General features: G+C 62.3%; 27 protein-coding genes and 1 tRNA gene. 10 read left to right on the top strand and 18 right to left on the bottom strand.

Annotated features, from left to right (window positions below):
- The first annotated feature begins 61 nt into the window (after positions 1 to 61).
- Together flhA and LVY71_RS06375 are read left to right on the top strand one after the other, a co-directional pair.
- The gene (gene flhA / locus LVY71_RS06380; RefSeq protein ID WP_235098971.1) at positions 62 to 2,194 is read left to right on the top strand and encodes a flagellar biosynthesis protein FlhA; all 2,133 of its coding nucleotides are present in this window, start codon (positions 62 to 64) and stop codon (positions 2,192 to 2,194) included.
- Positions 2,195 to 2,499: 305 nt separating this feature from the next.
- Complete coding sequence (locus LVY71_RS06375) at positions 2,500 to 2,709, top strand: hypothetical protein (protein ID WP_235098970.1); 210 nt, start codon at positions 2,500 to 2,502, stop codon at positions 2,707 to 2,709.
- A 183-nt stretch (positions 2,710 to 2,892) separates the two neighbouring features.
- On the opposite strand, the gene LVY71_RS06370 is transcribed toward LVY71_RS06375, so the two are convergent.
- The 4 genes from LVY71_RS06370 to fliI all read right to left on the bottom strand — a co-directional run bounded on the left by LVY71_RS06370 (position 2,893) and on the right by fliI (position 6,688).
- Positions 2,893 to 3,999 (bottom strand): anti-sigma factor, encoded by a 1,107-nt coding sequence (locus LVY71_RS06370; protein ID WP_235098969.1) that lies wholly within the window; start codon positions 3,997 to 3,999, stop codon positions 2,893 to 2,895.
- 16 nt (positions 4,000 to 4,015) lie between these two features.
- Positions 4,016 to 4,564, bottom strand: a complete 549-nt coding sequence (locus LVY71_RS06365) for a sigma-70 family RNA polymerase sigma factor (RefSeq protein WP_235098968.1) — start codon at positions 4,562 to 4,564, stop codon at positions 4,016 to 4,018.
- A 275-nt stretch (positions 4,565 to 4,839) separates the two neighbouring features.
- Positions 4,840 to 5,256, bottom strand: coding sequence for a flagellar export protein FliJ (fliJ, locus tag LVY71_RS06360; protein ID WP_235100027.1), 417 nt, complete (start codon positions 5,254 to 5,256; stop codon positions 4,840 to 4,842).
- Positions 5,257 to 5,362: 106 nt separating this feature from the next.
- The gene (gene fliI, locus LVY71_RS06355) at positions 5,363 to 6,688 is read right to left on the bottom strand and encodes a flagellar protein export ATPase FliI (RefSeq protein WP_235098967.1); all 1,326 of its coding nucleotides are present in this window, start codon (positions 6,686 to 6,688) and stop codon (positions 5,363 to 5,365) included.
- 369 nt (positions 6,689 to 7,057) lie between these two features.
- Between fliI and ctrA the strand changes: the two genes are divergently transcribed.
- Positions 7,058 to 7,759: a response regulator transcription factor CtrA gene (ctrA, locus tag LVY71_RS06350; RefSeq protein WP_235098966.1), complete on the top strand. Its 702-nt coding sequence runs from the start codon at positions 7,058 to 7,060 to the stop codon at positions 7,757 to 7,759.
- 188 nt (positions 7,760 to 7,947) lie between these two features.
- Here the strand turns inward: ctrA and chrA are convergent, their stop codons facing one another.
- The 7 genes from chrA to chpT all read right to left on the bottom strand — a co-directional run bounded on the left by chrA (position 7,948) and on the right by chpT (position 16,059).
- Entirely contained in the window at positions 7,948 to 9,330 is a 1,383-nt protein-coding gene (chrA, locus tag LVY71_RS06345; protein WP_235098965.1) for a chromate efflux transporter, read from the bottom strand.
- An 88-nt stretch (positions 9,331 to 9,418) separates the two neighbouring features.
- Positions 9,419 to 10,288, bottom strand: coding sequence for a CheR family methyltransferase (locus tag LVY71_RS06340; protein ID WP_235098964.1), 870 nt, complete (start codon positions 10,286 to 10,288; stop codon positions 9,419 to 9,421).
- A complete protein-coding gene (locus LVY71_RS06335; RefSeq protein ID WP_235098963.1) occupies positions 10,285 to 11,463 on the bottom strand; it encodes a protein-glutamate methylesterase/protein-glutamine glutaminase in 1,179 nt (392 codons plus the stop codon). The genes LVY71_RS06340 and LVY71_RS06335 overlap by 4 nt, the downstream gene beginning before the upstream one ends.
- 93 nt (positions 11,464 to 11,556) lie before the next feature.
- The gene (locus LVY71_RS06330; protein ID WP_235098962.1) at positions 11,557 to 11,922 is read right to left on the bottom strand and encodes a response regulator; all 366 of its coding nucleotides are present in this window, start codon (positions 11,920 to 11,922) and stop codon (positions 11,557 to 11,559) included.
- A 103-nt stretch (positions 11,923 to 12,025) separates the two neighbouring features.
- The gene (locus LVY71_RS06325; protein ID WP_235098961.1) at positions 12,026 to 12,496 is read right to left on the bottom strand and encodes a chemotaxis protein CheW; all 471 of its coding nucleotides are present in this window, start codon (positions 12,494 to 12,496) and stop codon (positions 12,026 to 12,028) included.
- An 11-nt stretch (positions 12,497 to 12,507) separates the two neighbouring features.
- A complete protein-coding gene (locus LVY71_RS06320) occupies positions 12,508 to 15,225 on the bottom strand; it encodes a hybrid sensor histidine kinase/response regulator (protein WP_235098960.1) in 2,718 nt (905 codons plus the stop codon).
- Positions 15,226 to 15,411: 186 nt separating this feature from the next.
- Positions 15,412 to 16,059 carry a histidine phosphotransferase ChpT gene (gene chpT, locus LVY71_RS06315; RefSeq protein ID WP_235098959.1) on the bottom strand — a complete coding sequence of 216 codons (648 nt, stop codon included), beginning with the start codon at positions 16,057 to 16,059 and terminating at the stop codon, positions 15,412 to 15,414.
- Between the two features lie 175 nt (positions 16,060 to 16,234).
- Here chpT and cysQ point away from each other — a divergent pair, with 175 nt between their 5' ends.
- A complete protein-coding gene (gene cysQ / locus LVY71_RS06310; protein WP_235098958.1) occupies positions 16,235 to 17,074 on the top strand; it encodes a 3'(2'),5'-bisphosphate nucleotidase CysQ in 840 nt (279 codons plus the stop codon).
- Between the two features lie 76 nt (positions 17,075 to 17,150).
- Here the strand turns inward: cysQ and LVY71_RS06305 are convergent, their stop codons facing one another.
- Positions 17,151 to 17,612: a DUF6894 family protein gene (locus LVY71_RS06305; RefSeq protein WP_235098957.1), complete on the bottom strand. Its 462-nt coding sequence runs from the start codon at positions 17,610 to 17,612 to the stop codon at positions 17,151 to 17,153.
- A 102-nt stretch (positions 17,613 to 17,714) separates the two neighbouring features.
- Positions 17,715 to 18,191 (bottom strand): YHS domain-containing (seleno)protein, encoded by a 477-nt coding sequence (locus LVY71_RS06300; protein WP_349629879.1) that lies wholly within the window; start codon positions 18,189 to 18,191, stop codon positions 17,715 to 17,717.
- 149 nt (positions 18,192 to 18,340) lie between these two features.
- On the opposite strand from LVY71_RS06300, the gene LVY71_RS06295 reads away from it, so the two are divergent.
- The 6 genes from LVY71_RS06295 to LVY71_RS06270 all read left to right on the top strand — a co-directional run bounded on the left by LVY71_RS06295 (position 18,341) and on the right by LVY71_RS06270 (position 22,237).
- Complete coding sequence (locus LVY71_RS06295; RefSeq protein WP_235098955.1) at positions 18,341 to 18,913, top strand: DUF1134 domain-containing protein; 573 nt, start codon at positions 18,341 to 18,343, stop codon at positions 18,911 to 18,913.
- Between the two features lie 145 nt (positions 18,914 to 19,058).
- Positions 19,059 to 20,360 (top strand): coiled-coil domain-containing protein, encoded by a 1,302-nt coding sequence (locus tag LVY71_RS06290; protein WP_235098954.1) that lies wholly within the window; start codon positions 19,059 to 19,061, stop codon positions 20,358 to 20,360.
- A 144-nt stretch (positions 20,361 to 20,504) separates the two neighbouring features.
- Positions 20,505 to 20,579: transfer RNA gene (locus tag LVY71_RS06285), tRNA-Val, on the top strand.
- Between the two features lie 188 nt (positions 20,580 to 20,767).
- A complete protein-coding gene (locus LVY71_RS06280) occupies positions 20,768 to 20,974 on the top strand; it encodes a hypothetical protein (protein ID WP_235098953.1) in 207 nt (68 codons plus the stop codon).
- Entirely contained in the window at positions 20,974 to 21,432 is a 459-nt protein-coding gene (locus LVY71_RS06275) for a hypothetical protein (RefSeq protein ID WP_235098952.1), read from the top strand. The genes LVY71_RS06280 and LVY71_RS06275 overlap by 1 nt, the downstream gene beginning before the upstream one ends.
- Positions 21,425 to 22,237, top strand: a complete 813-nt coding sequence (locus LVY71_RS06270; RefSeq protein ID WP_235100026.1) for an SOS response-associated peptidase — start codon at positions 21,425 to 21,427, stop codon at positions 22,235 to 22,237. Before LVY71_RS06275 ends, LVY71_RS06270 begins: the two co-directional genes overlap by 8 nt.
- A 602-nt stretch (positions 22,238 to 22,839) precedes the next feature.
- On the opposite strand, the gene LVY71_RS06265 is transcribed toward LVY71_RS06270, so the two are convergent.
- The 5 genes from LVY71_RS06265 to LVY71_RS06245 form a co-directional block, all read right to left on the bottom strand.
- Positions 22,840 to 23,178, bottom strand: coding sequence for a septal ring lytic transglycosylase RlpA family protein (locus LVY71_RS06265; protein WP_235098951.1), 339 nt, complete (start codon positions 23,176 to 23,178; stop codon positions 22,840 to 22,842).
- A 25-nt stretch (positions 23,179 to 23,203) separates the two neighbouring features.
- The gene (locus LVY71_RS06260; RefSeq protein ID WP_235098950.1) at positions 23,204 to 23,497 is read right to left on the bottom strand and encodes a hypothetical protein; all 294 of its coding nucleotides are present in this window, start codon (positions 23,495 to 23,497) and stop codon (positions 23,204 to 23,206) included.
- A 64-nt stretch (positions 23,498 to 23,561) separates the two neighbouring features.
- A complete protein-coding gene (locus LVY71_RS06255) occupies positions 23,562 to 24,032 on the bottom strand; it encodes a hypothetical protein (protein WP_235098949.1) in 471 nt (156 codons plus the stop codon).
- Between the two features lie 2 nt (positions 24,033 to 24,034).
- Positions 24,035 to 24,511, bottom strand: coding sequence for a hypothetical protein (locus LVY71_RS06250; RefSeq protein ID WP_235098948.1), 477 nt, complete (start codon positions 24,509 to 24,511; stop codon positions 24,035 to 24,037).
- Positions 24,508 to 25,131 (bottom strand): hypothetical protein, encoded by a 624-nt coding sequence (locus LVY71_RS06245; RefSeq protein WP_235098947.1) that lies wholly within the window; start codon positions 25,129 to 25,131, stop codon positions 24,508 to 24,510. The genes LVY71_RS06250 and LVY71_RS06245 overlap by 4 nt, the downstream gene beginning before the upstream one ends.
- Positions 25,132 to 25,174 lie beyond the last annotated feature (43 nt).

The following is a 25,174-nucleotide window of genomic DNA, read 5'->3' as shown; positions in this document are numbered from 1 at the left end:
TTCGGCCGCCGCTCACGTCTTTGGGGTCCGCGAACGACATGCGCGGGGGGAAGCGGCGGCAATGGTTGATGTAACGGCGGGCCAAGGCCAGACGGCGAAAAGCTCCGGATTTCCCAGTTTCTCCGACATCGGCACCATGCTCAGGCGCGGCGATCTCGCGCTGGCCTTCGGCGTTCTCACCATTCTTGTGGTGCTCATCCTGCCGCTGCCGGCGGTGGTGCTGGACCTGTTCCTCGCGATCTCGATCACGCTGTCGATCCTGATCCTGATGACAGCGCTGTTCATCCAGACACCGCTGGAATTCTCAGCCTTTCCTACGGTTCTGCTGATTTCGACCATGCTGCGGCTGTCACTCAACATGGCGTCCACCCGTCTGATCCTGTCGCACGGCCACGAAGGCACCGCCGCAGCCGGCCACGTCATCGAGGCGTTCGGCAATTTCGTGATGAGCGGCAATTTCGTCATCGGAATTATCGTTTTCACGATTCTGGTGATCGTGAACTTCGTCGTCATCACCAAGGGTTCGGGCCGCATCGCGGAAGTCGCCGCGCGGTTCCACCTCGACTCGATGCCCGGCAAGCAGATGGCAATCGATGCCGATCTTTCTGCCGGATTGATCGACGAGAAGACCGCCAAGCACCGCCGCAAGGAGCTTGAGGATGAAAGCGGCTTCTTCGGCGCGATGGACGGTGCGTCGAAGTTCGTGCGCGGTGACGCCATTGCCGGCCTGCTGGTGGTGTTCATCAACGTGATCGGCGGCATCATCATCGGCGTCGCGCAGCAGGGCATGGGCTTTGCGGACGCTGCCCGCACCTACACGCTGCTGACGGTGGGCGATGGCCTCGTCACTCAGGTGCCGGCGCTGATCGTTTCGACCGCCGCCGGCCTTCTGGTCTCCAAGGCGGGCGTCACCGGCGCCGCCGACAAGGCGATGATGAAGCAGCTGTCGGGCTATCCGCAGGCGCTCGGCATGTCGTCGGGCGTGATGCTGGTGCTGGCGCTGCTGCCGGGCATTCCGATGCTGCCGTTTCTGGCGCTGGGCGGCGGCGCGGGCTGGCTGGCATGGAATGCGCGCACCAATCATCGCGCCGCCAAGGTCCAGGAAGCGCGTGAAGCAGCCGCACCAGCCGCTGCTGCGGCTGCCGCAGCAGCCGCCGAAGAACCGATCTCGAGCGCCCTCAAGATTGACGATCTCAAGATCGAACTGGGCTACGCGCTGCTGCCGCTGGTCAACGGACCCGACGGCACGGACCGCCTCACCGATCAAATCAAGGCGTTGCGCCGTTCGCTCGCCACCGAAATGGGCTTCGTGATGCCCGCCGTGCGAATTCTCGACAATGTGCAGCTCGAAGCCAACACCTATGTCATCAAGATCAAGGAAGTGGACGCCGGCACCGGCCGCATCTGGGCCAACCAGTTCATGGTGATGGACCCTGCCGGCAATCAGGTCAGCGTTCCGGGCACGCACACCACGGAGCCGACGTTCGGATTGCCTGCGACTTGGGTCGACGCCTCGCTCAAGGAGGAAGCCTCGCTCAAGGGATATACCGTGGTGGACGCCGCGACCGTCCTGTCCACACACCTCACCGAACTGCTCAAGGGCAACATGTCGGACCTGTTGTCCTACGGCGAGGTGCAGAAACTCCTGAAGGACCTGCCGAAGGAACAGGGCGAACTCGTCAAGGACATCGTGCCCAACCAGATCACCGTGTCGGGCATCCAGCGCGTGCTGCAATTGCTGCTCGCCGAGCGCATCTCGATCCGCGATCTGTCGACCATTCTCGAAGGCATCGCCGACGCACTCGCCTTCTCGCGCAATCCCGCGACGCTGGTCGAGCATGTACGCGCACGGCTGGCGCGGCAAATCTGCGCGCAGAATACATCGATGAATGGCTACCTGCCGCTGATCGCACTCAGCGCGAAGTGGGAGCAGGCCTTCGCGGAATCGCTGATCGGCACTGGCGAGGAGCGCAGCCTCGCAATGCAGCCGTCGAAACTCTCGGAGTTCATGACCCTTGTACGCGATCGCTTTGAGCAGGCCGCGCGCGAAGGTGAGGCACCGGTGCTGGTCACGTCGGCGGCTATCCGGCCATTCGTGCGCTCGCTGGTGGAGCGCTTCCGCGCCCAGACCACCGTGCTTTCGCAGGCGGAAATCCATCCCCGCGCCCGCCTGAAAACGGTCGGAAGCGTCTGATCCGGCACCATATCCGGGATGAAATACCTGCGACATTCTGGTCACAGACAAGTCTTTCGTAAGCCGCCGAAAAAATAATGGCCCCCGACCGCGAAACCAAACCGCAATTAATCCATTGATTTATCTCGATAATTCTTGAGTGGTTTACAGCCCTCTCGGAAGTTCAAGACATTTCACTCGTTTGTGATCGGCGCTTGGAAACGAATCCCTGCCAATTACGTTTCTGTTCATGTGCAGTGGTTGAACCTGCGGGCGAGCGAACAGCACCAATGTTCGACCACACCAAAAGGCGGCGGGAGGTTTGTATGAACCATTCGTTCTACAGTGCAGATCGTATGACACACCTGAAGATCGTCGTTGTGGCGCTGGTCGCCGCGATCGGCGTCGCGGGTCTTGGAATTTCTGCGCGCCTCTCGGATACCGGACTGACCCAGACGGCACGTGTCAGCGGTCCCGCAATCAAAGCCAATAAAGCCGTTGTCCTGACCAGCTCGGATCAATCGACGATCCGCTAACGATTTCACGAATTCACAAGGCTCTCTTCCCCGCCCCCCGAAGTCGCCTTGTGATTGCTCAGAAGACCCCAAGTCTGAGACCAGAAAACGCCCGCTCCCCACGGGCGTTTTTTGTTGTCCGGATTTGGCGGCATGATCCCGAAAAGTGGAAACCGGTTTCGGAAAAGATCGTGCCAAAAATACTCAGCGCGGCTGTGCGGGAAGTGCAGGAACGCTTTCAACCAGCGTGCCTGCATAGACGATCGGACCGGTGGCAATGCCGGTGGGCGATCCGCCTTCCGGCTCGAGTGTGACCGCATAGGTCGCCGTGTTGATCGTGTCGCTGTCATAAGCCGCCAACGACGGACGAATGGTGAAATCGCTGCCGCCGATCACACCCAGCGAACGCGGACGTTGCAGCTTGTCGGAGACCAGCCAGAGCTCGTAGCTCTTGCCGGGTTCCGCCGCCGCGCCAACCTTGCGCACGGTGAAGTTCTTCGTAGCCGTGTCCACCGTGAGAATGAAGGCCGGCGCAGCAGCACCCTGTTGAAGCACCGCGACGAATTGCGCGGGCAGCGGCGCGGCAGGCGCAGGCACTTCGACCACTTGGATCTTCGGTTTCACGCGAAGATTCTCCGGCAGCAGATCAGGCCGATAGGCCTGCAGCCAGATCACGCCGGCCAGCGAGGCGGCCACTGCCGTCATGACCCAGCCAAACGCCAGACCACCACGCTTGCCGGGCAACGGCACGACGTTTGAGGGCTGCGAAGGCTGCGCTGCCACGGGCTCGACAACGATATCCGGAGCTGCGGCCGGCCTTGCCTCGGCTGCACCATGATCCAGCGCGGCCTGATCGGACGTCGTCTGATCCGACTTCGCCTGATCCGAGATGACCTGCTCCAGAGCGGCGGTGACGGCTGTCGAATCGTCCGGCGTCGTCGGAGGGATGTGCGTGTAGTCGAAGTGATCCGGCACCGGCGCAGCAGCCGCGTCCGGCGCGGCGGGCGTTGGCGCAACTGCGGTGGTTGGTGTGACGGAAGAGTCCTGAGGCTCGACCACCGGCTCCGGCGCCGACTCGATCTTCTGCCCCAAACCAAGCGCAGCGCTGATGTTGTCCCAGAGGTGCGGCGGCGGCTCGATCGGGGCCACCATCTGATGCAACGGGCTGAGCTTGCGATCCCATGCCTCGACCACTTCCATGAAGCCGTGATCGACGATCATCATGGTTTCGACAAGCGCGCGCTCGTCCGCATCAAGCGTACCGAGGGCATATTCCGCCGCGAGCGCGATATGGTCTTCGCTGTAGTTCATCTCATACCAATCGAATTCATGCCAAACCAAGACATTCGCGAATATCAATCATGCTTCGCCGCAGCCATGTCTTGACGGTATTCAACGGCGTATTGAACTTTTCCGACAGTTGATCGCGACTCCATCCGTTGTAGTAGGCCAGCAGCACCAGCTTCTGGCGTTCCGGATCGAGCTGACCGACGCATTCGAGAACCCGCTTCAACTCCTCCGTCATTTCCCGCCGCGCGAGCGGATCCGGCGTATCGGAAGCCACTTCCATGGCCGTCGGCTCGTCCTCGATCGACGCCTCGCTGCGCTTGCGCACCACATCGATCGCGCGGTTGCGGGCAATCGACACCATCCAGGTGATCGGAGACGCGAGCGTCGGATTGAATTGACCCGCGTTGTTCCAGATCTTGACGTAGGCCTCCTGGGTCACCTCTTCGGCGAGATCCTGACGTCTCAATATACGAAGCACGACGCCGAAGAGTTTCGCGCGGGTGGCGTCGTAAAGGCGCTCGAACGCGGCCTCATCCCCCTTCGCAACAGATGCAAGCAGCCAGATCAATTCCGCCGGCGTCAGCATTCAATCCCCTCAAAAAACGTCGCTCTACCCCAACGCGGCTAGCTCACCGCCTAGCGCCACGACTGTGCCATTCCGTATCACATCTTGCCTGTACCCCGTCCAGCTTCCACGGCGGACGGAAAGTCGCGGAAAAACAAAACCCGGGCATTGCGGCCCGGGTCTCATATCATGGAACCATTTGGCGAAAGCCGGGTTCATGACCGTCGCGGATCAACGCACCGTGAGCAAGCACGACCGGGAACCCGCCGGTATTGCAGGCTAGCGGCCGCCCGACCTCACGCCATCGCAATCCGGGAGCGCATCAAGCCGATGCTATCAAGATCGGCCTGTTCGCGGGCGCTTTCCTCGGCACGCTCACGCGCCTGATCGCGTTCATCGAGAAGTTCCACCTTCTTGAGCTCCTCGAACGCCTCGCCCAGTACCGCCTTGGCATCCTCAAGCTGGACCCGCAATTCATCCGCGGAACGGGTGAGGTTCTCGCGGCGCTGGATGGCAGCCTTGGCATAGGTGGGATAGGCGAAGTGCGAGGGGTCCTGGATTCCGGCACGGTCCTGCTCATGCTGGATTTCGCGTTCCAGATCAACGGACATACGCTGGAAATCAGCGATCATGCCCTCGATCTGCGCAACCCTTCGGCGCTTCTCATCGACCTGAAATTTCTTCAGGCGGATCAGCGTTTCACGTGACTTCATCGACTCGTACTCCCCAGAAGTCCCAATCTCAAAACGGGACGCAACCGGCATCCCCGCAAGGGCCCCTCCGGTTGAACACAGATGGCGGGATCATGGCGCGACAAAGTTAGCGTTCCGTTTCCAAGGTCTGGAGGATTTGCTCCAACCGCCGGTACCCGTCTCCCAGTCCCGTCGCCTCATCCTTGCGCTGACGGAGGAAATCCTCCAGCGGCTCGTGCAGCCGGATAGCCTCGTCAACCTCGGGACTGGACCCGGCGCGATAGGCTCCGAGCCGGATCAACTCCTCCATGTCGGCGTAGGTCGCCATGGTCTGGCGGGCCTTGACGATGGTCGGCCAGAACGCAGGGTCCGCGGATTTCGGCATGGTGCGCGACACTGACTTCAGAATGTTGATGGCCGGGTAACGGCCGCGCTCGGCGATCGCGCGCTCCATCACGATGTGGCCGTCGAGGATGCCACGCACCGCGTCGGCGACCGGCTCATTGTGGTCATCACCATCCACCAGCACCGTAAAGATGCCCGTGATGGTGCCCTCGCCCAATCCCGGCCCTGCCCGCTCCAGGAGCTTCGGCAGCTCTGTGAAAACCGTCGGCGTATAGCCCTTGGCGGTCGGCGGCTCCCCGGCGGACAGACCGATTTCACGCTGCGCCATGGCGAAGCGCGTGACCGAGTCCATCATGCACATGACGTCCTTGCCGTCGTCGCGGAAGTACTCGGCAATCGCCAGCGTAAGGTAAGCCGCCTGCCGCCGCATCAGTGCAGGCTCGTCAGACGTCGCCACCACCACCACCGAGCGCGCCAAGCCTTCGTCGCCGAGATCGTCCTGCAGGAATTCCTGCACCTCGCGGCCACGTTCACCGACCAGACCGATCACGGAAATGTCCGCGTCGACATTGCGCGCCAGCATCGACAGCAACACCGACTTGCCGACACCGGAACCGGCGAAGATGCCCATGCGCTGACCGCGGCAGCAAGTCAGGAACGTGTTGAGCGACCGCACGCCAAGATCGAGCGGCGCGCCCACGCGCTTGCGGGAATGCGCCGGCGGTGGCGCGTTGCGATAGGGCATCGGCGACGGCCCCTGCATCAGCGGCCCCTTGCCGTCGATCGGTTCACCCATCGCATTGATCACGCGCCCGAGCCACGCAGCCGACGGACGCACCTGGCTGGCCGCATTGGCGATCACCGCACGGCAACCGCGCCGCACACCTTCAAGTCCGGCGAAAGGCATGACGACGGCATTGTTGCCGGTGAAGCCGATCACCTCGCAGGGAATGAAACGGTTGGTGCCGGTCTCCACCACGATGCGCGCGCCGACCGACATGGCATGGATCGGACCGGCGATCTCCACCATCAATCCGCGCACACCGACGACACGGCCATAAATATTGACGCCATCGATGTCGGATATCTGCTCGGCGAGGGCCTTCATTGCGAAAACCTTAAGTTTCCGCGATTCCGCAGCTTCCCCTTAACTCGATGTTTACCCGCATCGTTAATCATTGCGTCACTGTCTTTGATGACTGAGAGCACTTGGCCTTCAGAATGAAGGTGCGAGTCGCAGGAGTCGGTTAGGCCCGGTTCTTAATGTGGAAATTGAACGGCAAGGCTACGAAAAGCTGCTTACAGGCAACATCTTAGTGCGATTCGACAAAAATTGCACGATAGAGCTTGCAGACACGAATCAGCATTTGTTAACCATATGTCGTCAGGATCCGAATCAGTTGTTCAAAGGCGTTTTTCCAGTGCCGCAAGTATGCGGCCGGCCTGACGCCCGGAGCGGCGACTATAGGGGACTGGCATGCGCGTATTGCTGATAGAAGATGACAGCGCCACTGCGCAGTCGATCGAGTTGATGCTCAAATCCGAGAGTTTCAACGTCTACACGACGGATCTCGGAGAAGAGGGCGTCGACCTCGGAAAGCTTTATGATTACGACATCATTCTGCTCGACCTGAACCTGCCGGACATGTCCGGATATGATGTTCTCAAGCAGTTGCGTGTCTCGAAGATCAAGACACCCATTCTGATCCTCTCCGGCCTCGCCGGCATCGAGGACAAGGTCAAGGGTCTCGGCGTCGGCGCCGACGACTACATGACCAAGCCATTCCACAAGGACGAACTGATCGCCCGCATCCATGCGATCGTCCGCCGTTCCAAGGGTCACGCCCAGTCGGTCATCCAGACCGGCGATCTGGTGGTCAACCTCGACACCAAGACCGTCGAAGTCGGCGGCCAGCGCGTGCATCTCACGGGCAAGGAATACCAGATGCTGGAGCTGCTCTCGCTCCGCAAGGGCACGACGCTGACCAAGGAGATGTTTCTCAATCATCTCTACGGCGGCATGGACGAGCCCGAACTCAAGATCATCGACGTCTTCATCTGCAAGCTGCGCAAGAAGCTCGCGAACGCTTCGGAAGGCCGCAACTTCATCGAGACCGTCTGGGGCCGCGGCTACGTGCTGCGCGAGCCGACCGAGGACGAAGTCCGCATTCCAGCCTGATGATGGGTTGTACCGGGGGCCGTACGCCCTCTCCTCCCAGACTGAGCCCCGCCGCAAATGGCGGGGTTTTTGTTTGGAAAGACGCAATCCCGCCCCGGTGCCGCCGGCTTTCGGCCCTTTCGCGCATAAGGCGAAATGGCGGCGAACCCCGGCCGATAAGGCAAAATCAGGAGAAGCTTAAGGCAGCCTCAGACCGCGAACTTCAGCGCCAGTCCGGCGGCCCCGCACACCGCCAGCGTCGGCAGCATGCCGAAGTGCCAGCGGAACATCGCGAGCATGGCGAACGCGGACAACAGCGCCGCCTTCCAGTCCAGCGACGCCAGATCCGGCCATGCCGGGCGGAGCCATCCGAGATTCAATTCGCCGACGTTGCGGAACAACACATGCAGCGCGAACCACACCGCAAGATTGAGGATGACGCCGACCACCGCCGCGGTGATGGCGGCAAGCGCGCCTGACAGCGCGCGGTTGTGGCGCAGCCGCTCAACATAGGGCGCGCCCAGCAGCACCCAGAGAAAGCACGGCACGAACGTCACCCAGGTGGTGAGGCTCGCGCCGATCAGACCGCCCGCAAGCGGCGGGATGCCGCCGGGATCGCGAAAGCCCGCGAGAAAACCGACGAAGGTCAGCACCAGGATCAGCGGCCCGGGCGTCGTCTCGGCCAGCGCAAGACCGTCGAGCATCTCGCCGGGATTGAGCCAGTGCAGATCGTTGACCGCCGCCTGCGCCACATAGGCCAGCACCGCATAGGCCCCGCCGAACGTAACCACCGCCATCTCCGAGAAGAACGTCGCGAGGGTCGGATACACGCTACCCCGCCCGAACAGCAGCACCAGCAGAACAATCGGCGCCACCCACAGCGCTCCGCAGACCGCGACGATCCGAAGGCCGCGCTTGAGTGTCGGCGCATCCCGCGACATGGCGGCGGCATCGGCAGCGCGGTCCGACTGTTCGACGGATGTCGGCGCTCCGCCGATCCAGTCGGGCGCAATCTTCGCCGCGAACCAGCCGAACACGCCGGCGGCAACGATGATCAGCGGGAACGGGACATGAAATCCGAAGATCGCAATGAAAGCCACGGCGGCGAGACTGTAGAGCGCCGTCGTCTTCAGCGCGCGCCGGGCGATGCGAAACAACGCTTCGATCACGATGGCCAGCACGGCCGCCTTCAGCCCGAAGAACAATCCCGAGACCACATCGAGCGCGCCATACAGCGCGTAGATCACGCTCAGTGTCACGATGACGACAAAGCCCGGCAACACGAACAGCGTTCCGGCGATGACGCCGCCGCGCACGCCGTGCAGCAGCCAGCCGATATAGGTAGCGAGTTGCTGCGCCTCGGGACCGGGCAGCAGCATGCAGAAATTCAGCGCATGGATAAATCGCGCGTCCGAAATCCACTTGCGCTCATCGACCAGTTCGCGATGCATCAGCGCGATCTGGCCGGCGGGGCCGCCGAAGGACAGCAGAGCGATCCGGAGCCAGACGAAGAAGGCTTCGCGTATCGGGATGGCGGAGGCTGCCGATGGCTCGGCGCTCTGCTCAGCAAGCGGAGGATGGGTCGAGGGCATGGCACGTCCTTGCACGGGTGCGGACGCGATACTTGGGCATGCCGCCTGTGGGGAGATCGCTCGTCCCCGCAGCCACTTTAGTCGAGTTTCAGTTTCGCGCCAGAGCCTTGGTCGCGCCGAGACCGATCCCAGGCACCAGCGACGGCGACGACCGCACCGGGTTGGGCATGTAGACGCCGCGCAGGTCCGGCGCGGCGCGATACGCATCGGTCAGTCCGATCACCGTCTCGGCGGCACCGAGGAAAAGATAGCCGTCCGGTTCAGTCACTCTCTGCATGCGATTGAACACGTCGACCTTGGTGGCCTGGTCGAAATAGATCAGCACGTTGCGGCAGAAGATGATGTCGAACACGCCGAAGTGGGAGAAATCCTGCAACAGATTGGTTTGCTGGAAGCGAACCATCGCGCGAATCTCGGGATTGAGCTGCCAGACATCGCCGATCTGCTTGAAATACTTGACCAGCATCTGAATCGGCAGCCCGCGCTGGACCTCGAACTGGCTGTACATGCCGGACTTGGCTTTTTCCAGCACCTCGAGCGACAGATCGGTCGCGACGATCTCGGCGCGCCAGCCGGCCGGCAGCGCTTCCTTCAGGATCATGGCCAGCGAATACGGCTCCTGTCCCGTGGAGGACGCGGCGCACCAGATGCGGATGCTGCGGCGGTTCGCGCGCGCCTTCAGCAATTGCGGAAGAACGACGTCGCGGACATTTTCGAACGGCAGCTTGTCGCGAAAGAAAAACGTCTCGTTGGTGGTCATCGCTTCGACCACATCGACGGTCAGCGCTTCCGAGCCGCTCTTGAGTTTCTGAACCAGCTCGCCGATGCCTGACAGCCCGGCCTTGCGGGCGAGCGGAAGCAGGCGGCTTTCGATCAGATACTGCTTGTCCGAGGACAGCAGCAATCCGGAGCGGTCTTTCAGGAGCTTTTGCAGGTACTCGTAATCGAGAGGTGTCACGCGCGCACTCCTGCAAAAAGCCGAACAACTTTGGGCGCGATCTGGTCCAGCGGCAGAACCGCCGCACAGACCCCGGCGTGGGCGACAGCCCCCGGCATGCCCCAGACAACGCTGGTGGCTTCATCCTGGGCGATGACGTTGCCGCCGGCGGCGGCGATGACCTTACCGCCCTGCGCGCCGTCCGACCCCATGCCGGTCAGCACGACCGCGAGGATGGCGCCCTGCCAGACCTCGACGGCCGACGCGAACAGCGGATCGACAGCCGGCTTGCAGAAATTGATCTGCGGCCCGTCATCGAGTGCGATGACCGGATTGCCGCCGGAGCGCGCCACGCGCATGTGGCGGCCGCCCGGCGCGAGATAGATGCGTCCCGGCTTTATCGGCTCGCCGTCGACGCCCTCATGGGCGGGGCGTCCGCTGGTGCGCGCCAGATGCTCCGCAAGAATGGTGGTGAAGGTCGGCGGCATGTGCTGGGTGATCAGAACCGGATACTGGTCGATCACGGGGCCAATGCCGGCCACCAGAGTCATCAGCGCCTGCGGACCGCCTGTCGATGAACCAATCAGCAGCACGCGAGGTTGCGTGGGGCTGAACGGCCGCAACTCCACCTTGTGCGAGGCCGACGCCGGCGCAGGGACTGCAGCCACGGGACGCAGCAACGGAGCGCGCACCGGCTGCGCCGCCGGCGAAAGCGACGGGCTTGCAACCGTGGCCGGACGCCGCAGCCGCGCACCGAGGTGGCGAATTTTTTCAATGAGGTCCCGCTTGAAGACGTCGGCGGCGGCGATCTCGCGGGTGCTTTCGGGCTTCGGGATATAATCGGATGCGCCGAGCGACAGCGCCTTGAAGCTGATCTCCGCGTTGCGGCGGGTCAGCGTCGAGGCCATGATGACGACGAGATTCTTCTTCTTTTCGAGCAGCAGCGGCAGCGCCGAAATGCCGTCCATATCAGGCATTTCAATATCGAGCACGACGACATCGGGATCGACGCGCATCACCTGATTGACAGCGTCGAGTCCTGTCCTGACCGAGGCTGCGACCGTCAGATCCGGCTCCGCCTCGATCCAGCGGGAAATCAGCCCGCGAATGACGGCGGAGTCATCGACCACCATAACCCGCAACGGCTCATGCCGCTGGATGGCCGAGCCGGGAGGGGTCAATACTGCAACGCTCATGAGACAACCAACTCTACGCAAACGAACGGCGACAACGAAGGCGACTTAGACAGACAATCCGGACAGCCGCATACAGCCGTTCCAGCGCAGAGTTCAGATCAGACCGACCTCATGAAACTTCGCCGTCACGATTTCCTTGTCGAACGGCTTCATGATGTACTCATTGGCGCCGGCATGAAGCGCGCGCGCGATGTGCGCGACGTCGTTCTCGGTGGTGCAGAACACCACCTTCGGCTTGTCGCCGCCGGGCATCAGACGCAGGTTGCGAAGGAACTCGTAGCCGTCCATGACGGGCATGTTCCAGTCGAGCAGGATCGCATCCGGCATGCCGCGCTTGCAGACTTCCATGGCTTTCTCGCCATCCTCAGCCTCGACGATCTGGAAATCCAGCCCTTCCAGAATGCGCCGCGCGACTTTCCGGATGACGCTTGAATCGTCAACGATCAAACATGATTTCATTTTAGCCTCTCGTTTCTGCCGGTCCCGTCCAGGCCGCCGCTACGGGACTTTTGAGCGTCACTTCCCAAAGTGTCTTCCAGGTCTTTTCTTTTTTCGAAACGCGTCACGCTGCCAGCATGTCCGGAGCGATCTCCAGCACGCGATCGACGTCGAGCACCACCATCAACTGGCCATCGAGCCGGTGGACGCCGCCCGCCATTTTCGCCATGCGCGGATCGAGATTGACCGGGTTCACCTCGCGGCCGTCGTCCGCGAGCTTGAGGACTTCGCCGATGCTGTCGATCAGCAGGCCGTAGGATTCGCCGCGCAGATCGACGCCCACCGCCATCGGCGGACGGCCGTCCTCGTTCTTGGGCAAACCAAGGCGCGAGCGCATGTCGATCGCAGTCACGATCCTGCCGCGCAGATTGAGCACGCCGGCGACGTCGCTGGACGCCAGCGGCACGCGCGTCAGCCGTTCCGGCATGAACACGTCCTGAACCCGCGAAATCGGCAAGCCGAACAACTGACCGCCGATCATCGCGGTCACGTATTCGGTAATTCCGCGATCGGCGCCGTCGATATTTGCATCCATTGTCATGTTCCTTATGCCGCCTGGCTCATCTCGGCGGTCTGTTCCTTCAGCGCAGCGATCAGTCCCGGCCGGTCGAACTTCGCGACATAGTCGTGGAAGCCGGCGAGCCGGCCGCGTTCGATCGCCGCCGGGGACACCAGCGACGACAGCGCGATGATCGGCGTCGAGTCCATGCGGCGGTCGGAGCGGATCGCTTCGGCGAATTCGAAACCGTTCATCTCCGGCATCTCGATGTCGGTCAGGATCACGTCGAACTGGTTGCCGGAGCGCAGCACACCCAGACCCTCAACGCCGCTCTGCGCGACGGTGACGCGGTAACCGGCGGCTTTCAGCACCGGCGCCAGCATGTTGCGGAAGAAGGCCGAGTCGTCGACCAGCAATACGCTCTGCGCCGTCGACGACAGACGCATTTCCTTGCGGCTGAACCAGTCCGCGAACGCCATCGGCAGGAAATGCCCGACGTCGATCACTTCGGTGGCCTGACCCTTCACGACGGCCGAACCCAAAACGCCGTCGCGCGTGCTTGCGACTTCGATGCTCAGATGCTCTTCGACAATGTCGATGATCTCGTCGACCACAAGGCCCATCGAGCGGCCGTCGTCGGCGAAGACGAGGATCGGCTGCACGCCGCTCTCGCGGATCGTAACGCCTTCGATCTCCACCAGCGGCATGAGCTGCTCGCGATACTGGACCATGTGGCGGCCGTTCGAGACTTCGATCTTGGCGACATCGATCTCTTCAAGGCGCGTGACCAGTGACAGCGGCACCGCTTTCGGCTGCGCGGAGCCTGCGCGGAACACCAGCAGCGATGTCAGTTGCCCGTCGGAGTTCATGCGCGTGTGGGCGCTCTCGTCGGTGATCTCGCTCTGCGACACGGCGGCGGTGCCGAGCGCCTGGGCGATCCCATTCGGATCGATGATCATGATGACGGCGCCGTCACCGAGAATGGTGTTGCCGGAGAACATGCCGATATGACGCAGCTTGGTCGACATCGGCTTGACCACAATTTCCTCGGTATGGAAAACGCCGTCGACCACGATGCCGAAGGTCTGGCTGCCGACTTGCGTCACGACGATGAAGCCGTTCTCCGGATCGCTCGACTCACCGTCGTCGATCTTGAGAAGTTTCTTCAGGTGCATCAGCGGCAGCAGCTTGTTGCGCAACCGCAGCACCGGCGTGTCCTTGATGCGCTCGATGCGATGATCCGAGTTGGAGCGCGCGCGGACCAGTTCGACCACAGCAAGCTGCGGGATCGCGAAACGGTCGCCCGCCGCTTCGACGATCAGGGCGGAGACGATCGCCAGCGTCAGCGGAATCTTGATGGTGAAGCTCGAACCTTCGCCCGGCACCGACTTGACGTCGATGGTGCCGCCGATCTGATCGATGTTGGTGCGCACCACGTCCATGCCGACGCCGCGGCCGGACACACTGGTGATGGCAGCGGCGGTCGAGAATCCCGGCGCGAAGATGAACTTGTGGATCTGCGCCTCGGTCATCTTCTCGACGTCGGTTTCTGAAGCGAGACCGTTGGAGACCGCCTTCGCCTTGATGCGCTCGGTGTTGAGACCGCGGCCGTTGTCGGCGATGCAGATGATGATGTGACCGCCTTCATGATAGGCGGAGACGCGGATGGTGCCCTGCTCCGGCTTGCCGGCGGCGACACGGTCGGCGGTCGATTCAAGACCGTGGTCGGCCGAGTTGCGGACCATGTGCGTCAGCGGGTCCTTGATGAGATCGAGCACCTGGCGATCAAGCTCGGTGTCCGCGCCGTGCATCTCCAGCTCGATCTGCTTGCCGAGTTCGCTCGACAGATCGCGCACGATGCGCGGCAGCTTCTGCCACGCGTTGCCGATCGGCTGCATCCGCGTCTTCATGACGCCTTCCTGCAGCTCGGCGGTGACGTTGGAGAGCCGCTGCAGCGGCACCTTGAATTCGGAATCCTCGTTGCGGCGGCTGATCTCCAGCAACTGGTTGCGGGTCAGCACCAGTTCGGACACCATCGTCATCAGGTGTTCGAGGGTGTCGACGTTGACGCGGATCGACTGGTTGGCGACCTTGTCGCCTTCCGCGGTCTCGTGCTCGATCACCGATTTTTTCGGGCTCGGCTTCGCCGCGGCGGGCTTCGGAGCTTCCGCCTTCGGCGCTTCCGGCTTCGGGGCTGCCGCCTGGGCGGGCGCGATCGACGGCGAGGCGATTTCGGTTTCGGTTTCGCGGAACGCGCGCTCAAGCTCGTCGAGCGAGACCTCGCCGGGACGCAATTCGCGCTCAAGCGACTGGACGATCAGATTGCCTTCAGCCGGCGCGGGCTTCGCGGCTTCGGCCGCGGGAGCGGACGGAGCCGCCATCGCGGCCATGCCGTCCTCGACCATCTGATGAAGCGCATCGATCAGATCGGGATCGGAGCCTTCCGGCTCGGCTTCGGTCGCCTCGAGCTGGCTGAGAATGTCCTTGATGCGATCGATGGTGGAGAGAATCAGCGTCACGGCTTCGCCGGTGACCGGCATTCCGTCGCGGAATTTTCCCATCAGCGTTTCGGCTGCGTGAGCCAGCGCTTCGAGGCGCGGCAATCCGAGAAAGCCGCAGGTGCCTTTGATGGTGTGGACGAGCCGGAAGATGTTATCGAGAATCTTCGCGTTGTTGGGATCCTGCTCGAAACGCACCAACTGGTTATCGACGGTATCGAGGCTTTCGTTGGTCTCGGTGAGAAACTCTCGCAATAAGTCGTCCATGCACCCGGCCTTCTGGCAAGGGAGGCATGAACGTCATGCCTCCGGAATTCCGGCCAGTGTCGGTGCAAAGCGTTTAATATTGGTTGAGTATTCCGAAAAGAACGCGCTGAACAAAGCGCTAATGTCGCATGCTCCCGGAAGGATGCACCTTCCGCGAGCCGATCATTAAGAGTTTATGAAGATAGGTCAGGCTGCGGTTACAGTGACCGCGTCGGGTTCAGCCGCGAGCGACACTTTCAACCCGCAGGCCTGCGCCAGCAGCGCCGTGTAATACGGCTGCACCGCATGCGCGGACACCGAGCCGGCATTGTCGAGATTTAATTGCGACGCAATGTTCTGCGGCTCGCGCGCGTTGGTGCCGGCGGCGCGGATGACGAAGCCCATGGTGTCGCCCTCGCCCACCGGATCGACGGTCAACTGGCCGCCGCGCGGAATCGCCTGCTGCGCGATGACGAACATATTGAGCAGCAGCTTGACGCGATTCTTCGCCATCAGCACGTGCGGCAGATTCCAGACGATCTTGGTCTTCTCGTCCTCGAGATGGTTGCGCGTCATCTTCTGCGCCTCGCCGAGATCGATCTGCGAGCCCGCCGATCCGGCGGCGCCATAGGCGATGCGGCAGAACTGCAACCGCGCCGAGGTGGATTTCGCGCTCTTGCGGATCAGGTCGAGCGCGAACTCCTTGTCGTCTTCCTTGTTGCTGCTGTCGAACACCTCGAGCCCGTTGACGATCGCGCCCACCGGATTGATGAGGTCATGGCAGACCCGCGAGCACATCAGCGCGGCGAGTTCGAGGGCATCAGGGGTCGGACCGGGGGTCGGGGTGTCAGACATGCTTTTTTCCTGAGATTATCCGGGATGACTGCGTTTGCGCAGCGTGGACAGGTTGGCACGGGGCTGACGCGGCGAATCACGCGTGCTTTATGGTTTGATACACTGCGGCTGCTCCCGCTGCCACCGAGACCACAGGGGATTGAAGGCTGATAATGCGCGTAACCGGGACCCATCGATGACGGACACCTCCAGCCCTGCGATCGACAGGGATGCCGCCGCCGCCCTGATGGAGCCGCTGACGGAGCTTGTGGCGCAGGCCGGCGCAGCGATTCTCGCGATCGACCGGTCCGGCATGCGGGTAGACGACAAAAGCGACGGATCGCCGGTCACGGCGGCGGACATGGCCGCCGACCGCATCATCGCGGACGGCCTGAAGCGGATCGCGCCGCGGATTCCGGCTTTGTCGGAAGAACGGACCCATCTCGCCGCGCGTCCCTACAAGAACAGCTTTTTTCTGGTCGACCCGCTGGACGGCACCAAGGAATTCGTCGCCGGGCGCGACGAATTCACCGTCAATGTCGCGCTCATCACCCACGGCAAGCCGTTGCTCGGAATCATCGCCGCCCCTGCCCTCGGGCTGATCTGGCGCGGACTTGTGGGCCGTAGCACGGAACGCCTGCCGATGACCCGGGACGGCCAAACCGGCCCGGCGCATACGATCCGGACCCGGGCCCACCCCGGTCCGGGACAGCCCTGGGTGGCGGCGGTGAGCCGGTCGCATGGCGATCCGCGCTCCGAAGCCTTTATCTCGGCCCGGCCGGGGGCGGTGCGGCGGGCGCTGGGCTCGGCGGTGAAATTCGGCCGGATCGCCGAAGGCGAGGCCGACATCTATCCCCGGCTGTCGCCGACCTCCGAATGGGATGTCGCGGCCGGCCATGCCGTGGTCACCGCAGCGGGCGGCAAGATCACCGATGGCAACGGCGCTCCGCTGTGCTTCGGGGAAGCGCGCGAGGATTTCCTGGTCCCCGAATTCATCGCGTGGGGTGATCCCGCCGCAAGCCTCGTTAAGCTCTAGCAACCGGCTTCCGGAAATCATTCCGCGGCATTTCGTCGGGCCCATCTGGACCCGGACGCAGCAGGGCCCACCCGTGTCAGGGCGACCGGATCATGCCGGCAGAATTCTCCGGGACGTCCGCAGCATCCGGACTCACCAATTCCACGTGAACTTCGCGGCCGGATTCGCTGACGACGCATATCCGAAGATCGGCTTCGTTGACCGGACCTTTCAGCCGTATTTCGCCGGCAAGCATTTTGCTGTGCTCGATGGCTTCGGAGTCCAGACGAAAGGACACACCAACGCTGTCCCTCACCGTCACGCCGTCCTTCGTATCGAAAAAGTATGTGGGCACTATGGACCTCTGGGATGACACCAGCCGATCGTTGCCGGCTCGCGTTTGAAAAGGACAGCCAAGAACCTTGGCCTTTGCTCGAACGGTGATAATTGATTTTTTAAGTGCAATGGCGGCAGCCGCCGCCGATATTCCCACGTCGAGCAATTCCCTCAGGCGCAAGATCTCAGCGGACGTCCAGCTTCTGCTTGCGATGCGTGCCATGGCGGGTCAAGCCAACATCCATGGTTTCGTTCCAATTCGCACGACATTTGACAGTAATTGGTGCAAGTGTGCCGGCATCGAGTGGTGTCCGGCGGTGTCGGATCAGTGGCCCGACAGGGTTTCCAGCAGCACCGGCCATTGGCCGTCGGCCTGTTTCACGACGCCTGCGGGATCGGCCATGAAGGCGCTCCGGTTGTCGTCGCGGCTGAAGAGATACAGCCGCTGGCCGGAAATCAGCCACACCTGCGCCTGCCCTGCGACGATCCGGCCCCGCGCCACGTCGACCGGGTCGTAACCGCCGTACCGGGGACCGTAAATCTCTGGATGAGCCAGAAAAGCGGCCCGGTTGGCGTCGTTGCGAAAGCGCCAGACCGCGCCCCGCTCGACCGCCTCGATGTCGCGGTCGCCCCGGGTCGGCTGGCCATCGGTGAAATAGGCCACGGGATCGTGGCCGTCGATGGCAAGGCCGGTATAGCGGTTCACCACCACCCGCTCGGTGATGGCCCCCGCATCGCCCGACCCGCCGGTCAGACCGGCCGCCGCGATAGCCACAACACGGGCAATTCTAAGGTATCGCACTTTATTTTCCTGCCGCCGTGCCGTCATAGTTCATGCCGATAAACAATCGAGTCGGGGACGTGGGACCGCAGCTTAAGCCGATGCCTCTCAGCAAGGCGTTAAGCAATGGCCATGAGACTCGGGCGTTTGGTGCTCCAAGGGGTTCTTTCATGACCTTCGCTTCGCGTATTGCGGCGCTGGTATTCGCAGCGACGATTTCACTGGCGATGCCGGCCTCGGCCCAGCAGCGCGCGGGCAGCAACAACTATGGCCCGGACGAGCTGGCCGCCGCGGGCCACCGGTTTTTCGGCGGCGTGTCGCGGGGTCTCGCCTCGGTGATCGAACGCGCGGTCAGCCAGTGGGGCCTGCCGAACGGCTATGTGCTGGGCGAGGAAGGCAGCGGCGCATTCGTCGCCGGACTGCGCTATGGCGAAGGCACGCTCTACACCAAGAACGCTGGCGACCTGCGGGTCTACTGGCAGGGGCCGTCGGTCGGCTTCGACTGGGGCGGCGACGGCGCGCGCACCATGGTGCTGGTCTATAACCTCCCTGCCACCGAGGCGATCTATCAGCGCTTCGCCGGCATCGACGGCTCTGCCTATATTATCGGCGGGTTCGGCATGACCGCACTGACCGCCAACGGCATCGTGCTGGTGCCGATCCGCTCCGGCGTCGGCCTGCGGCTGGGGGCCAATATCGGCTATCTCAAGTTCACGCCCCGTGCGACCTGGAACCCGTTCTGACCTCTTGATGAACGCATCATACGGACCTGCGAACCACCACACGGGAGCAAGGTGGCGGATTCACGTTAACGCATGGTCCAGCTAGCTTTTTCCCCGCGCGCCATGGCATGGTGAATAAAGTCTTTTTGCTGCAGGGGTTACGCTGATGGTCGAGCCGATCATGTATCTGGCGATCGGTTTTCTGGTTTCGATGCTGTTCGGGCTGATGATCGTGCCGCTGGTTCACAACCGCGCGGTGCGGCTGACGACGAAGCGTCTTGAAGCGGCGACTCCGCTGTCGATGGCCGAAATCCAGGCCGACAAGGACCAGTTGCGGGCCGAGTTTGCGATGTCCGCCCGCCGCCTCGAAATGAGCGTCGAGCAGCTCAAGAACAAGACCTCGAGCCAGCTGGCCGAACTCGGCAAGAAATCCGACGCGATCAACCGCCTGAAGATCGAACTCGGCGAAAAGAACGCCGCGATTTTTTCGCTGGAAGCGCGCGAGAAGGCGCTGAAGGATCAGTTGCGGTCGACCGAGGAGGAATTCTCCTCCAAGACGCAGTCGCTGCGGAACGCCGAGCAACTGCTGAACGACAAGCAGAGCGAACTGGCAAAGCTCAACAGCGAACTGTCGCAGCGCTCGATGACGGCGGAAAGCCGCCAGGTCGAACTGATGGCCGTGCGCAGCCAGATCGAGGCGCTGCAGAACCGCGTCGCCGACGCCGAAAAGGAAGTCGCGGGCAGCCAGCAGCGCCTGACCGATCATCGCAACGAAGCGGAGATCGCGACGCGCGAACTAAGCGACGCACGCGGCAAGGTCGAGAACCTGAGCGGAAAGGTCGGCGACCTCGACCGCCAGCTCGTGCTGCAGACCAAGGAAACCGAGATGCTGTCGGCGCGCATCAGCGATCTCGAAAACCGCCTCGCCTTGCAGGGGAAGATTCTGGCTGAGCGCGAATACGAGAACAACCTGCTGCGCCAGCAGTCCGAAGCGGCAAAACAGACCGAGCAGAAGCTGCGCGAGGACCTGGCGTCCGGCGCCGGCAGTTCGACCGCGGTGGAAAAGCTGCGCGCGGAAAAAGCCGCGCTGGAAGAACAGCTCACCGTCGCCCGCGACGAGCGCGCCAAACTTCAGCGCGAGATCAACCTGATCAAACAGCAGGCGGAAAGCTCGTGGTCCACCGAGCGCATGGAGAACGCGCTGCTGCGCGAACGCATCAACGACATTGCCGCCGAGGTCGCCAAACTTGCGCTGACGCTGGAGGGACCGGATTCGCCGATCGAGGCCATCCTGGTGTCGGACGCGCAGAAGCCCGCGATCAGCACCATCGTCAAGACGACGACGGTGAACGGCGCGGCGGCCAATGCCGTGGCGGCAGGCGGCGGCGCCACCGAAGCGCGCGGCACCTTGGCCGAGCGCATCCGGGCGTTGCAGACCCACGCCTCGCGTGCCCGCCAGCCCGGATAGCGCGGGATTCGGAGCGTTTCGGCCGCAAGCGGACGCGGCGGCGCGTCATTCAAGCCGAATTCTGCAGCATCAAGGCCGCTGCGCTTGACACCCCCGCCCCTGCTTCTCTAAATCGCTGGCCTGACCGGCCCCATCGGCCGCTTAGGGCGCATAGCTCAGCGGGAGAGCGTTCCCTTCACACGGGAGAGGTCCAAGGTTCGATCCCTTGTGCGCCCACCAGAAAACCCCAATAAATATGGGCTTTTCTTAAACCGGTCTCGGTTCCTCTCAGCAGTTTTCGGCAGAACGTTACGCAAACATGACGCAAAGACCCGTGGAAAATCCGGGGAATTTGTTCGCGAGCTGTTCTCCGCTAAACTGATCTTCACGGAGAGAACCTGCAGGCAGCCCGTGAAGGAATCTAATTGATGAATATCTTGTCGTTCTTTCGCCGCGCCAAATCACGCCACGCCGACGACAAGGCCGTCGATAATTTTGCGCGCGTGGCCCGAGACAAGGGATTGCTTCCAAAACAATCGGCATTCGATGCGGCGCTGGAGGACGAAGCCAGGGACCGCGAAGCCTATTTCAACAAGATCGAAAAACTGGTCGGTGTCCGACCTACGGATCCGTAATGTCGCCGCGAGTCATCAACATTCCGCTCTCGGGCGGAGACCGAAAGCATTACGCCAAACAACTCCGGATGGCGGAACGGGCCCATGAGAGTCTGGTCAAGCGGCTCGCCGAAGCCGAGATCGTGGCGACCGACTATGCCCGAATGCGGGACCGGCTGTTTTGTGAGGAGTGGTCAACGCGGCAGTTCATCGGTGGCGATGTAGAGCCCTCCCCGACCATTGCACAGGCGATCGGCTCGGACTGCGTCTTCCTTCAGGTCGAGTGCGGCGCCTGCACCCATAGCCATAGCGTGAACCTTGAAGACGTGATCTGGCCGCGCGACAAGCCGATCCACACGCTCGGGAAGGCTCTAGTCTGCGGAAGCTGCGGGCGGAAGCGATCGAACCTCACCGGCCTCATTGCGCGCGATCCGGACGACAGCCAGCCCATGCGGGCGAGGAAGCGGCGCGATGTGTAACCTCTACTCAATGACGAAGAACCAGGAGGCGATCCGGAAGCTATTCCGCGTCCTGAAAGACTATTCTGGCAACCTCCCGCCGATGCCCGGCATTTTCCCCGACTATCCCGGCCCGATCGTGCGCAACGCGCCGGGCGGCCGTGAATTGGTCATGGCGCGCTGGGGCATGCCGTCGTCGCAGTTTGCGTTGATGCAGTCGGCAAAGAAACGCGCCGAAAAGCTGGAAGCCAAAGGTCAGACGGTCGACTTCAAGGAGCTACTGCGCCTCGAGCCGGACTCTGGAACAACGAACATACGCAACACCACCAGCAAGCACTGGCAGCGATGGCTTGGTCCGGACAACCGCTGCTTGGTGCCGTTCACGTCATTTTCGGAATACGACACGATCGAAGGCAAGAAGGTGCCGGTGTGGTTCGCTGCGAGCAAAGAGCGTCCCCTACTCGCCTTCGGCGGCATCTGGACGAACTGGACCTCGGTTCGCAAAACGAAGGAAGGCGAGATCACCACCGACCTCTACGGCTTCCTGACCTGTGATCCGAATGCCGAGGTCGGCAGAGTTCACCCCAAGGCGATGCCGGTGATTCTGACCACCGAGGAAGAACATGACGTGTGGATGCGCGCGCCCTGGTCGGAAGCAAGTGCCTTAAAGCGGCCGTTACCGGACGGATCATTGAAGATCGTCGCGCAAGGCCAGCGAAGCGATCAGGCAGATCCGACACAGCCGCCGTCGGAAGAGGAATATGGCGGCGGCGACTTTGCTTCGTTAGAAGCAGAGCCTTCAACAGACGATGATCAGCCGCTCTAACGTCGAGCGCGCGTTATTTCGCAAAAAATGACTCGCTAACAATTCCCAGTTTAGCCATCCTACAGGTTGCAGGCACTTAGGCCTGCAATTTAATAGGAGGCAATTTTGAAGAGATTATTCGCAATTTTTGCCCTCGTATTGCTTGGCTTTTCGTCCCCGGCAACGTCGGGCACTCAAGAAATCTTCCCGCCTAAGAACGCAAGTCCGGTCCTGTTCGCGCCATACCTCGCGCCGGTGACGGCCAAGGGTCGCGCGATGCGGGTCATGCCGAAAAGGGAGGTCGCAGCTACTTGTGCTCAGCGATACTGCCGCGAAGATAGCGACTGCGGCAGAGGGTGTGACTGCGCGCATGGATCACTCTGTGGGACGGGCATGCACCCGGACCCGGACGAACCAAGGCTGTAACGAAAAAGCCGCTGCCTCATTTATTGAGGCAGCGGCCGGCACTTCGGAGCGAAGCGAACCTCGGTATATTACTTTCGCTTCCTATCTCACCTTACGACGACGCCGCCACCGATCGGCCATGCCATCGAGCGCACACTCGATCACCCAGGCGACAATCCCGCAGCCCAGCATCACCAGCACGAATTGCAGCACGGGGTTCATCGCACGGACACTCGCGCCGTTCCGCCCATGCCGAGCGCGCGCGCCGCGCCGTAGCTGAGGTCGATGCACCGGCCGCGCACGAACGGCCCGCGGTCGTTGATGCGAACCAAAACGCTGCGGCCAGTGCGGAGATCCGTCACCGTGACTTCCGTTCCGAACGGCAGGCTGCGGTGTGCGGCCGTCATCGCCGCGGGGTTCATCCGTTCACCACTGGCGGTGCGGCGGCCGCCGTAGCCTTCGCCGACGCCATAGTGAGACGCGATGCAGGTTTGGGCGCGTGCAGCGGCGGAGGCGCAGACAAGCATCAGCGCGCCGAGAACGATGGCTCGGATCATGGGGAGTCCTTTCGGTGTCGGGATGTTACTTGCCGATCATCGCCTTGAAGCCGAGCCAGAAGGCCCCGACGACGCCGCCGATGATTGCGGTGAGGATGACCTTAAAGGTCAGGCCCTGCGCCTGCTCGACGCTCTTGCGCCACTTCCGCAGATGGATGAAGTCGGCACGAAGCTCGACGCGGTCTTCTTCCTCAATCCCGAACGACGTCAGGATCGTCGCCATTGTCTTGAGAACGACCTCGTCAACGTCATTGTTGTGGAGGCGCTTTTGCTCTGCGAGAACTTCCGCAACAACGGCTTTGACGTCGATCGATTCCATTCTGGCATTCCCATCAACCATGGTGAAATAGCTGGCGCGTTCGCGCGCGAGGTCGGGCCGCTTGCTATTTGGAAACGGCGCTCTTGAGTTTTTCGGCCACGGACCCCGCGCCCGGACCGTTGCGAAGCACGATCGGGCCAAGCCCGATGCACCCCCCCAGCAGCAGATAGGCCCATTCCACGGTTGACCCGCTGGTCGGATATTTCTGAACCCATCCCATGGCGACGACCGCCGGTATGCCAACCTGGTGCCAGAGCAGAACGAGCAGTTGCGAGATTGCGACCGAGGCCCAGACAACTTGCAGCAGTCTCGATTTTTCCACCGCCTGCATAAAGCTGGCATAGGTCTTGGCCAGCGTTTCGGAATGGGAAACCTCGATTGCCCTTGCAGAATCCAGCAGCGACGTAAGCAGCCGCGTCTTGCACTCCTCTGCGGTGATCTTCCCTTGCTGGTAGTCGTGGAAGATGTCTTTCGCGGCGTCGAAAAACTGGTTGATGAAGGCCCCGCCGACCGATGAGATGATGGCTGCCAGCATGATCAGTCCCCCTTTGCCGCTTCGACCACTGCGACGGCTTCGACCTTGGCGGTGTTGGCCGCGACAAGCGCGTCCGCGACTTCCGGCGTGAGGTTCTTGTCCGCCACTTCAACTAGCTCAATCGGCTTCGTCGTGGTGTAGCGCAGCTTCTCGTCGAAATAGCCGATGAGCGAAATCGCCAGCGGGATGAGGTTGATCCCGAAATAGGCATAGGGCTGGTACTGTTCGGGAACGAACGGCATCAGCGGCGTGAGGTCGATGGACCCGATCTGCGTCAGAAGCGTCAGCACAGCGCCGACAACGATCTTGAGCCGCGCGAACAGGATTGTTTCCGATTTCTTGAACAGCAGGATTTCGACAGGCTCGACCCAGGCGAAGAATCCTTCGGCCCACGGCTTCGACTTCAGCCACTCGCGACCCTGTAAGGCGTACCCGAGCAGCAGGCCGGTGATGACGGCAAGGGTGAGCAGGATCTTCATGACCGGACTTTCTTGATGAGGATGACGACGGCGGTGACGATGCCGGCCGCAATGAACGCCGCTAGACCGATCTCGGACCAGGTCCAGCCCTGCTGGGCAGCGACGGTCGCTGTGCCGCCGCCCACACCCGCCGCAACAACGACCGTGGTCGCAGCGTTCTTGACGGTGTTGGCCGTCGGCACGCCCGAGAAGACGCGCTTCTGTGCCGCAATCCAGTCAGCCTCCGGAGCGGGATACGGCTTGCCCGCTTCATGCCAGGCTTGCGCCTTGAGGAATTTGATCCCCATCGGGCTGCGCCAGAATGCGTCGTCCATGACCGTGTCGCGGGTCATGCCTGGCACGCGATCGAGGACGAACTTGATATAGCTTTCGACGTGATTGCCGCCGGACCAGACCCGGATCGCGTCGGCAAATCGCTTGTTCCGGTAGTTCTTCGACGTGCGCCACAGATCAAGCTGGGCGCAGATGCCCTGCACATAGGTTGGGAACACGGCGATGTTGTTGCCCTGCCCCGTTCCGTCATTCAGCGAGACGGCCTTCTTTTGCGCGCCCCACTTGATGGCAAGCGCGCTGCCCCACATGGCACCCGGATTCTTAAATCGAATTGATGCAGGCTCCATTTCGGCTTCTCCATAGGATAGCGGCCCGCGAGGCGGGCTGGCA

Source organism: Bradyrhizobium sp. G127 (genome assembly GCF_021502575.1).
GTDB lineage: Bacteria > Pseudomonadota > Alphaproteobacteria > Rhizobiales > Xanthobacteraceae > Afipia.
Note: the sequence above shows the minus strand (reverse complement) of the source record. Positions and strands in the feature narration are given on the sequence as shown.

Coding starts and splice junctions, on each gene's coding strand:
- ctrA (WP_235098966.1), top strand. CDS start 7,058: ATGCGCGTATTGCTGATAGAAGATGACAGCGCCACTGCGCAGTCGATC.
- LVY71_RS06375 (WP_235098970.1), top strand. CDS start 2,500: ATGAACCATTCGTTCTACAGTGCAGATCGTATGACACACCTGAAGATC.
- LVY71_RS06280 (WP_235098953.1), top strand. CDS start 20,768: ATGAATATCTTGTCGTTCTTTCGCCGCGCCAAATCACGCCACGCCGAC.
- LVY71_RS06320 (WP_235098960.1), bottom strand. CDS start 15,225: ATGGACGACTTATTGCGAGAGTTTCTCACCGAGACCAACGAAAGCCTC.
- LVY71_RS06305 (WP_235098957.1), bottom strand. CDS start 17,612: ATGGCACGCATCGCAAGCAGAAGCTGGACGTCCGCTGAGATCTTGCGC.
- fliJ (WP_235100027.1), bottom strand. CDS start 5,256: ATGAAGTCACGTGAAACGCTGATCCGCCTGAAGAAATTTCAGGTCGAT.
- cysQ (WP_235098958.1), top strand. CDS start 16,235: ATGACGGACACCTCCAGCCCTGCGATCGACAGGGATGCCGCCGCCGCC.
- LVY71_RS06275 (WP_235098952.1), top strand. CDS start 20,974: ATGTCGCCGCGAGTCATCAACATTCCGCTCTCGGGCGGAGACCGAAAG.
- chpT (WP_235098959.1), bottom strand. CDS start 16,059: ATGTCTGACACCCCGACCCCCGGTCCGACCCCTGATGCCCTCGAACTC.
- LVY71_RS06250 (WP_235098948.1), bottom strand. CDS start 24,511: ATGAAGATCCTGCTCACCCTTGCCGTCATCACCGGCCTGCTGCTCGGG.
- fliI (WP_235098967.1), bottom strand. CDS start 6,688: ATGAAGGCCCTCGCCGAGCAGATATCCGACATCGATGGCGTCAATATT.
- LVY71_RS06330 (WP_235098962.1), bottom strand. CDS start 11,922: ATGAAATCATGTTTGATCGTTGACGATTCAAGCGTCATCCGGAAAGTC.
- LVY71_RS06290 (WP_235098954.1), top strand. CDS start 19,059: ATGGTCGAGCCGATCATGTATCTGGCGATCGGTTTTCTGGTTTCGATG.
- LVY71_RS06265 (WP_235098951.1), bottom strand. CDS start 23,178: ATGATCCGAGCCATCGTTCTCGGCGCGCTGATGCTTGTCTGCGCCTCC.
- LVY71_RS06260 (WP_235098950.1), bottom strand. CDS start 23,497: ATGGAATCGATCGACGTCAAAGCCGTTGTTGCGGAAGTTCTCGCAGAG.
- LVY71_RS06325 (WP_235098961.1), bottom strand. CDS start 12,496: ATGGATGCAAATATCGACGGCGCCGATCGCGGAATTACCGAATACGTG.
- flhA (WP_235098971.1), top strand. CDS start 62: ATGGTTGATGTAACGGCGGGCCAAGGCCAGACGGCGAAAAGCTCCGGA.
- LVY71_RS06365 (WP_235098968.1), bottom strand. CDS start 4,564: ATGCTGACGCCGGCGGAATTGATCTGGCTGCTTGCATCTGTTGCGAAG.
- LVY71_RS06370 (WP_235098969.1), bottom strand. CDS start 3,999: ATGAACTACAGCGAAGACCATATCGCGCTCGCGGCGGAATATGCCCTC.
- LVY71_RS06295 (WP_235098955.1), top strand. CDS start 18,341: ATGACCTTCGCTTCGCGTATTGCGGCGCTGGTATTCGCAGCGACGATT.
- LVY71_RS06335 (WP_235098963.1), bottom strand. CDS start 11,463: ATGAGCGTTGCAGTATTGACCCCTCCCGGCTCGGCCATCCAGCGGCAT.
- chrA (WP_235098965.1), bottom strand. CDS start 9,330: ATGCCCTCGACCCATCCTCCGCTTGCTGAGCAGAGCGCCGAGCCATCG.
- LVY71_RS06245 (WP_235098947.1), bottom strand. CDS start 25,131: ATGGAGCCTGCATCAATTCGATTTAAGAATCCGGGTGCCATGTGGGGC.
- LVY71_RS06255 (WP_235098949.1), bottom strand. CDS start 24,032: ATGCTGGCAGCCATCATCTCATCGGTCGGCGGGGCCTTCATCAACCAG.
- LVY71_RS06270 (WP_235100026.1), top strand. CDS start 21,425: ATGTGTAACCTCTACTCAATGACGAAGAACCAGGAGGCGATCCGGAAG.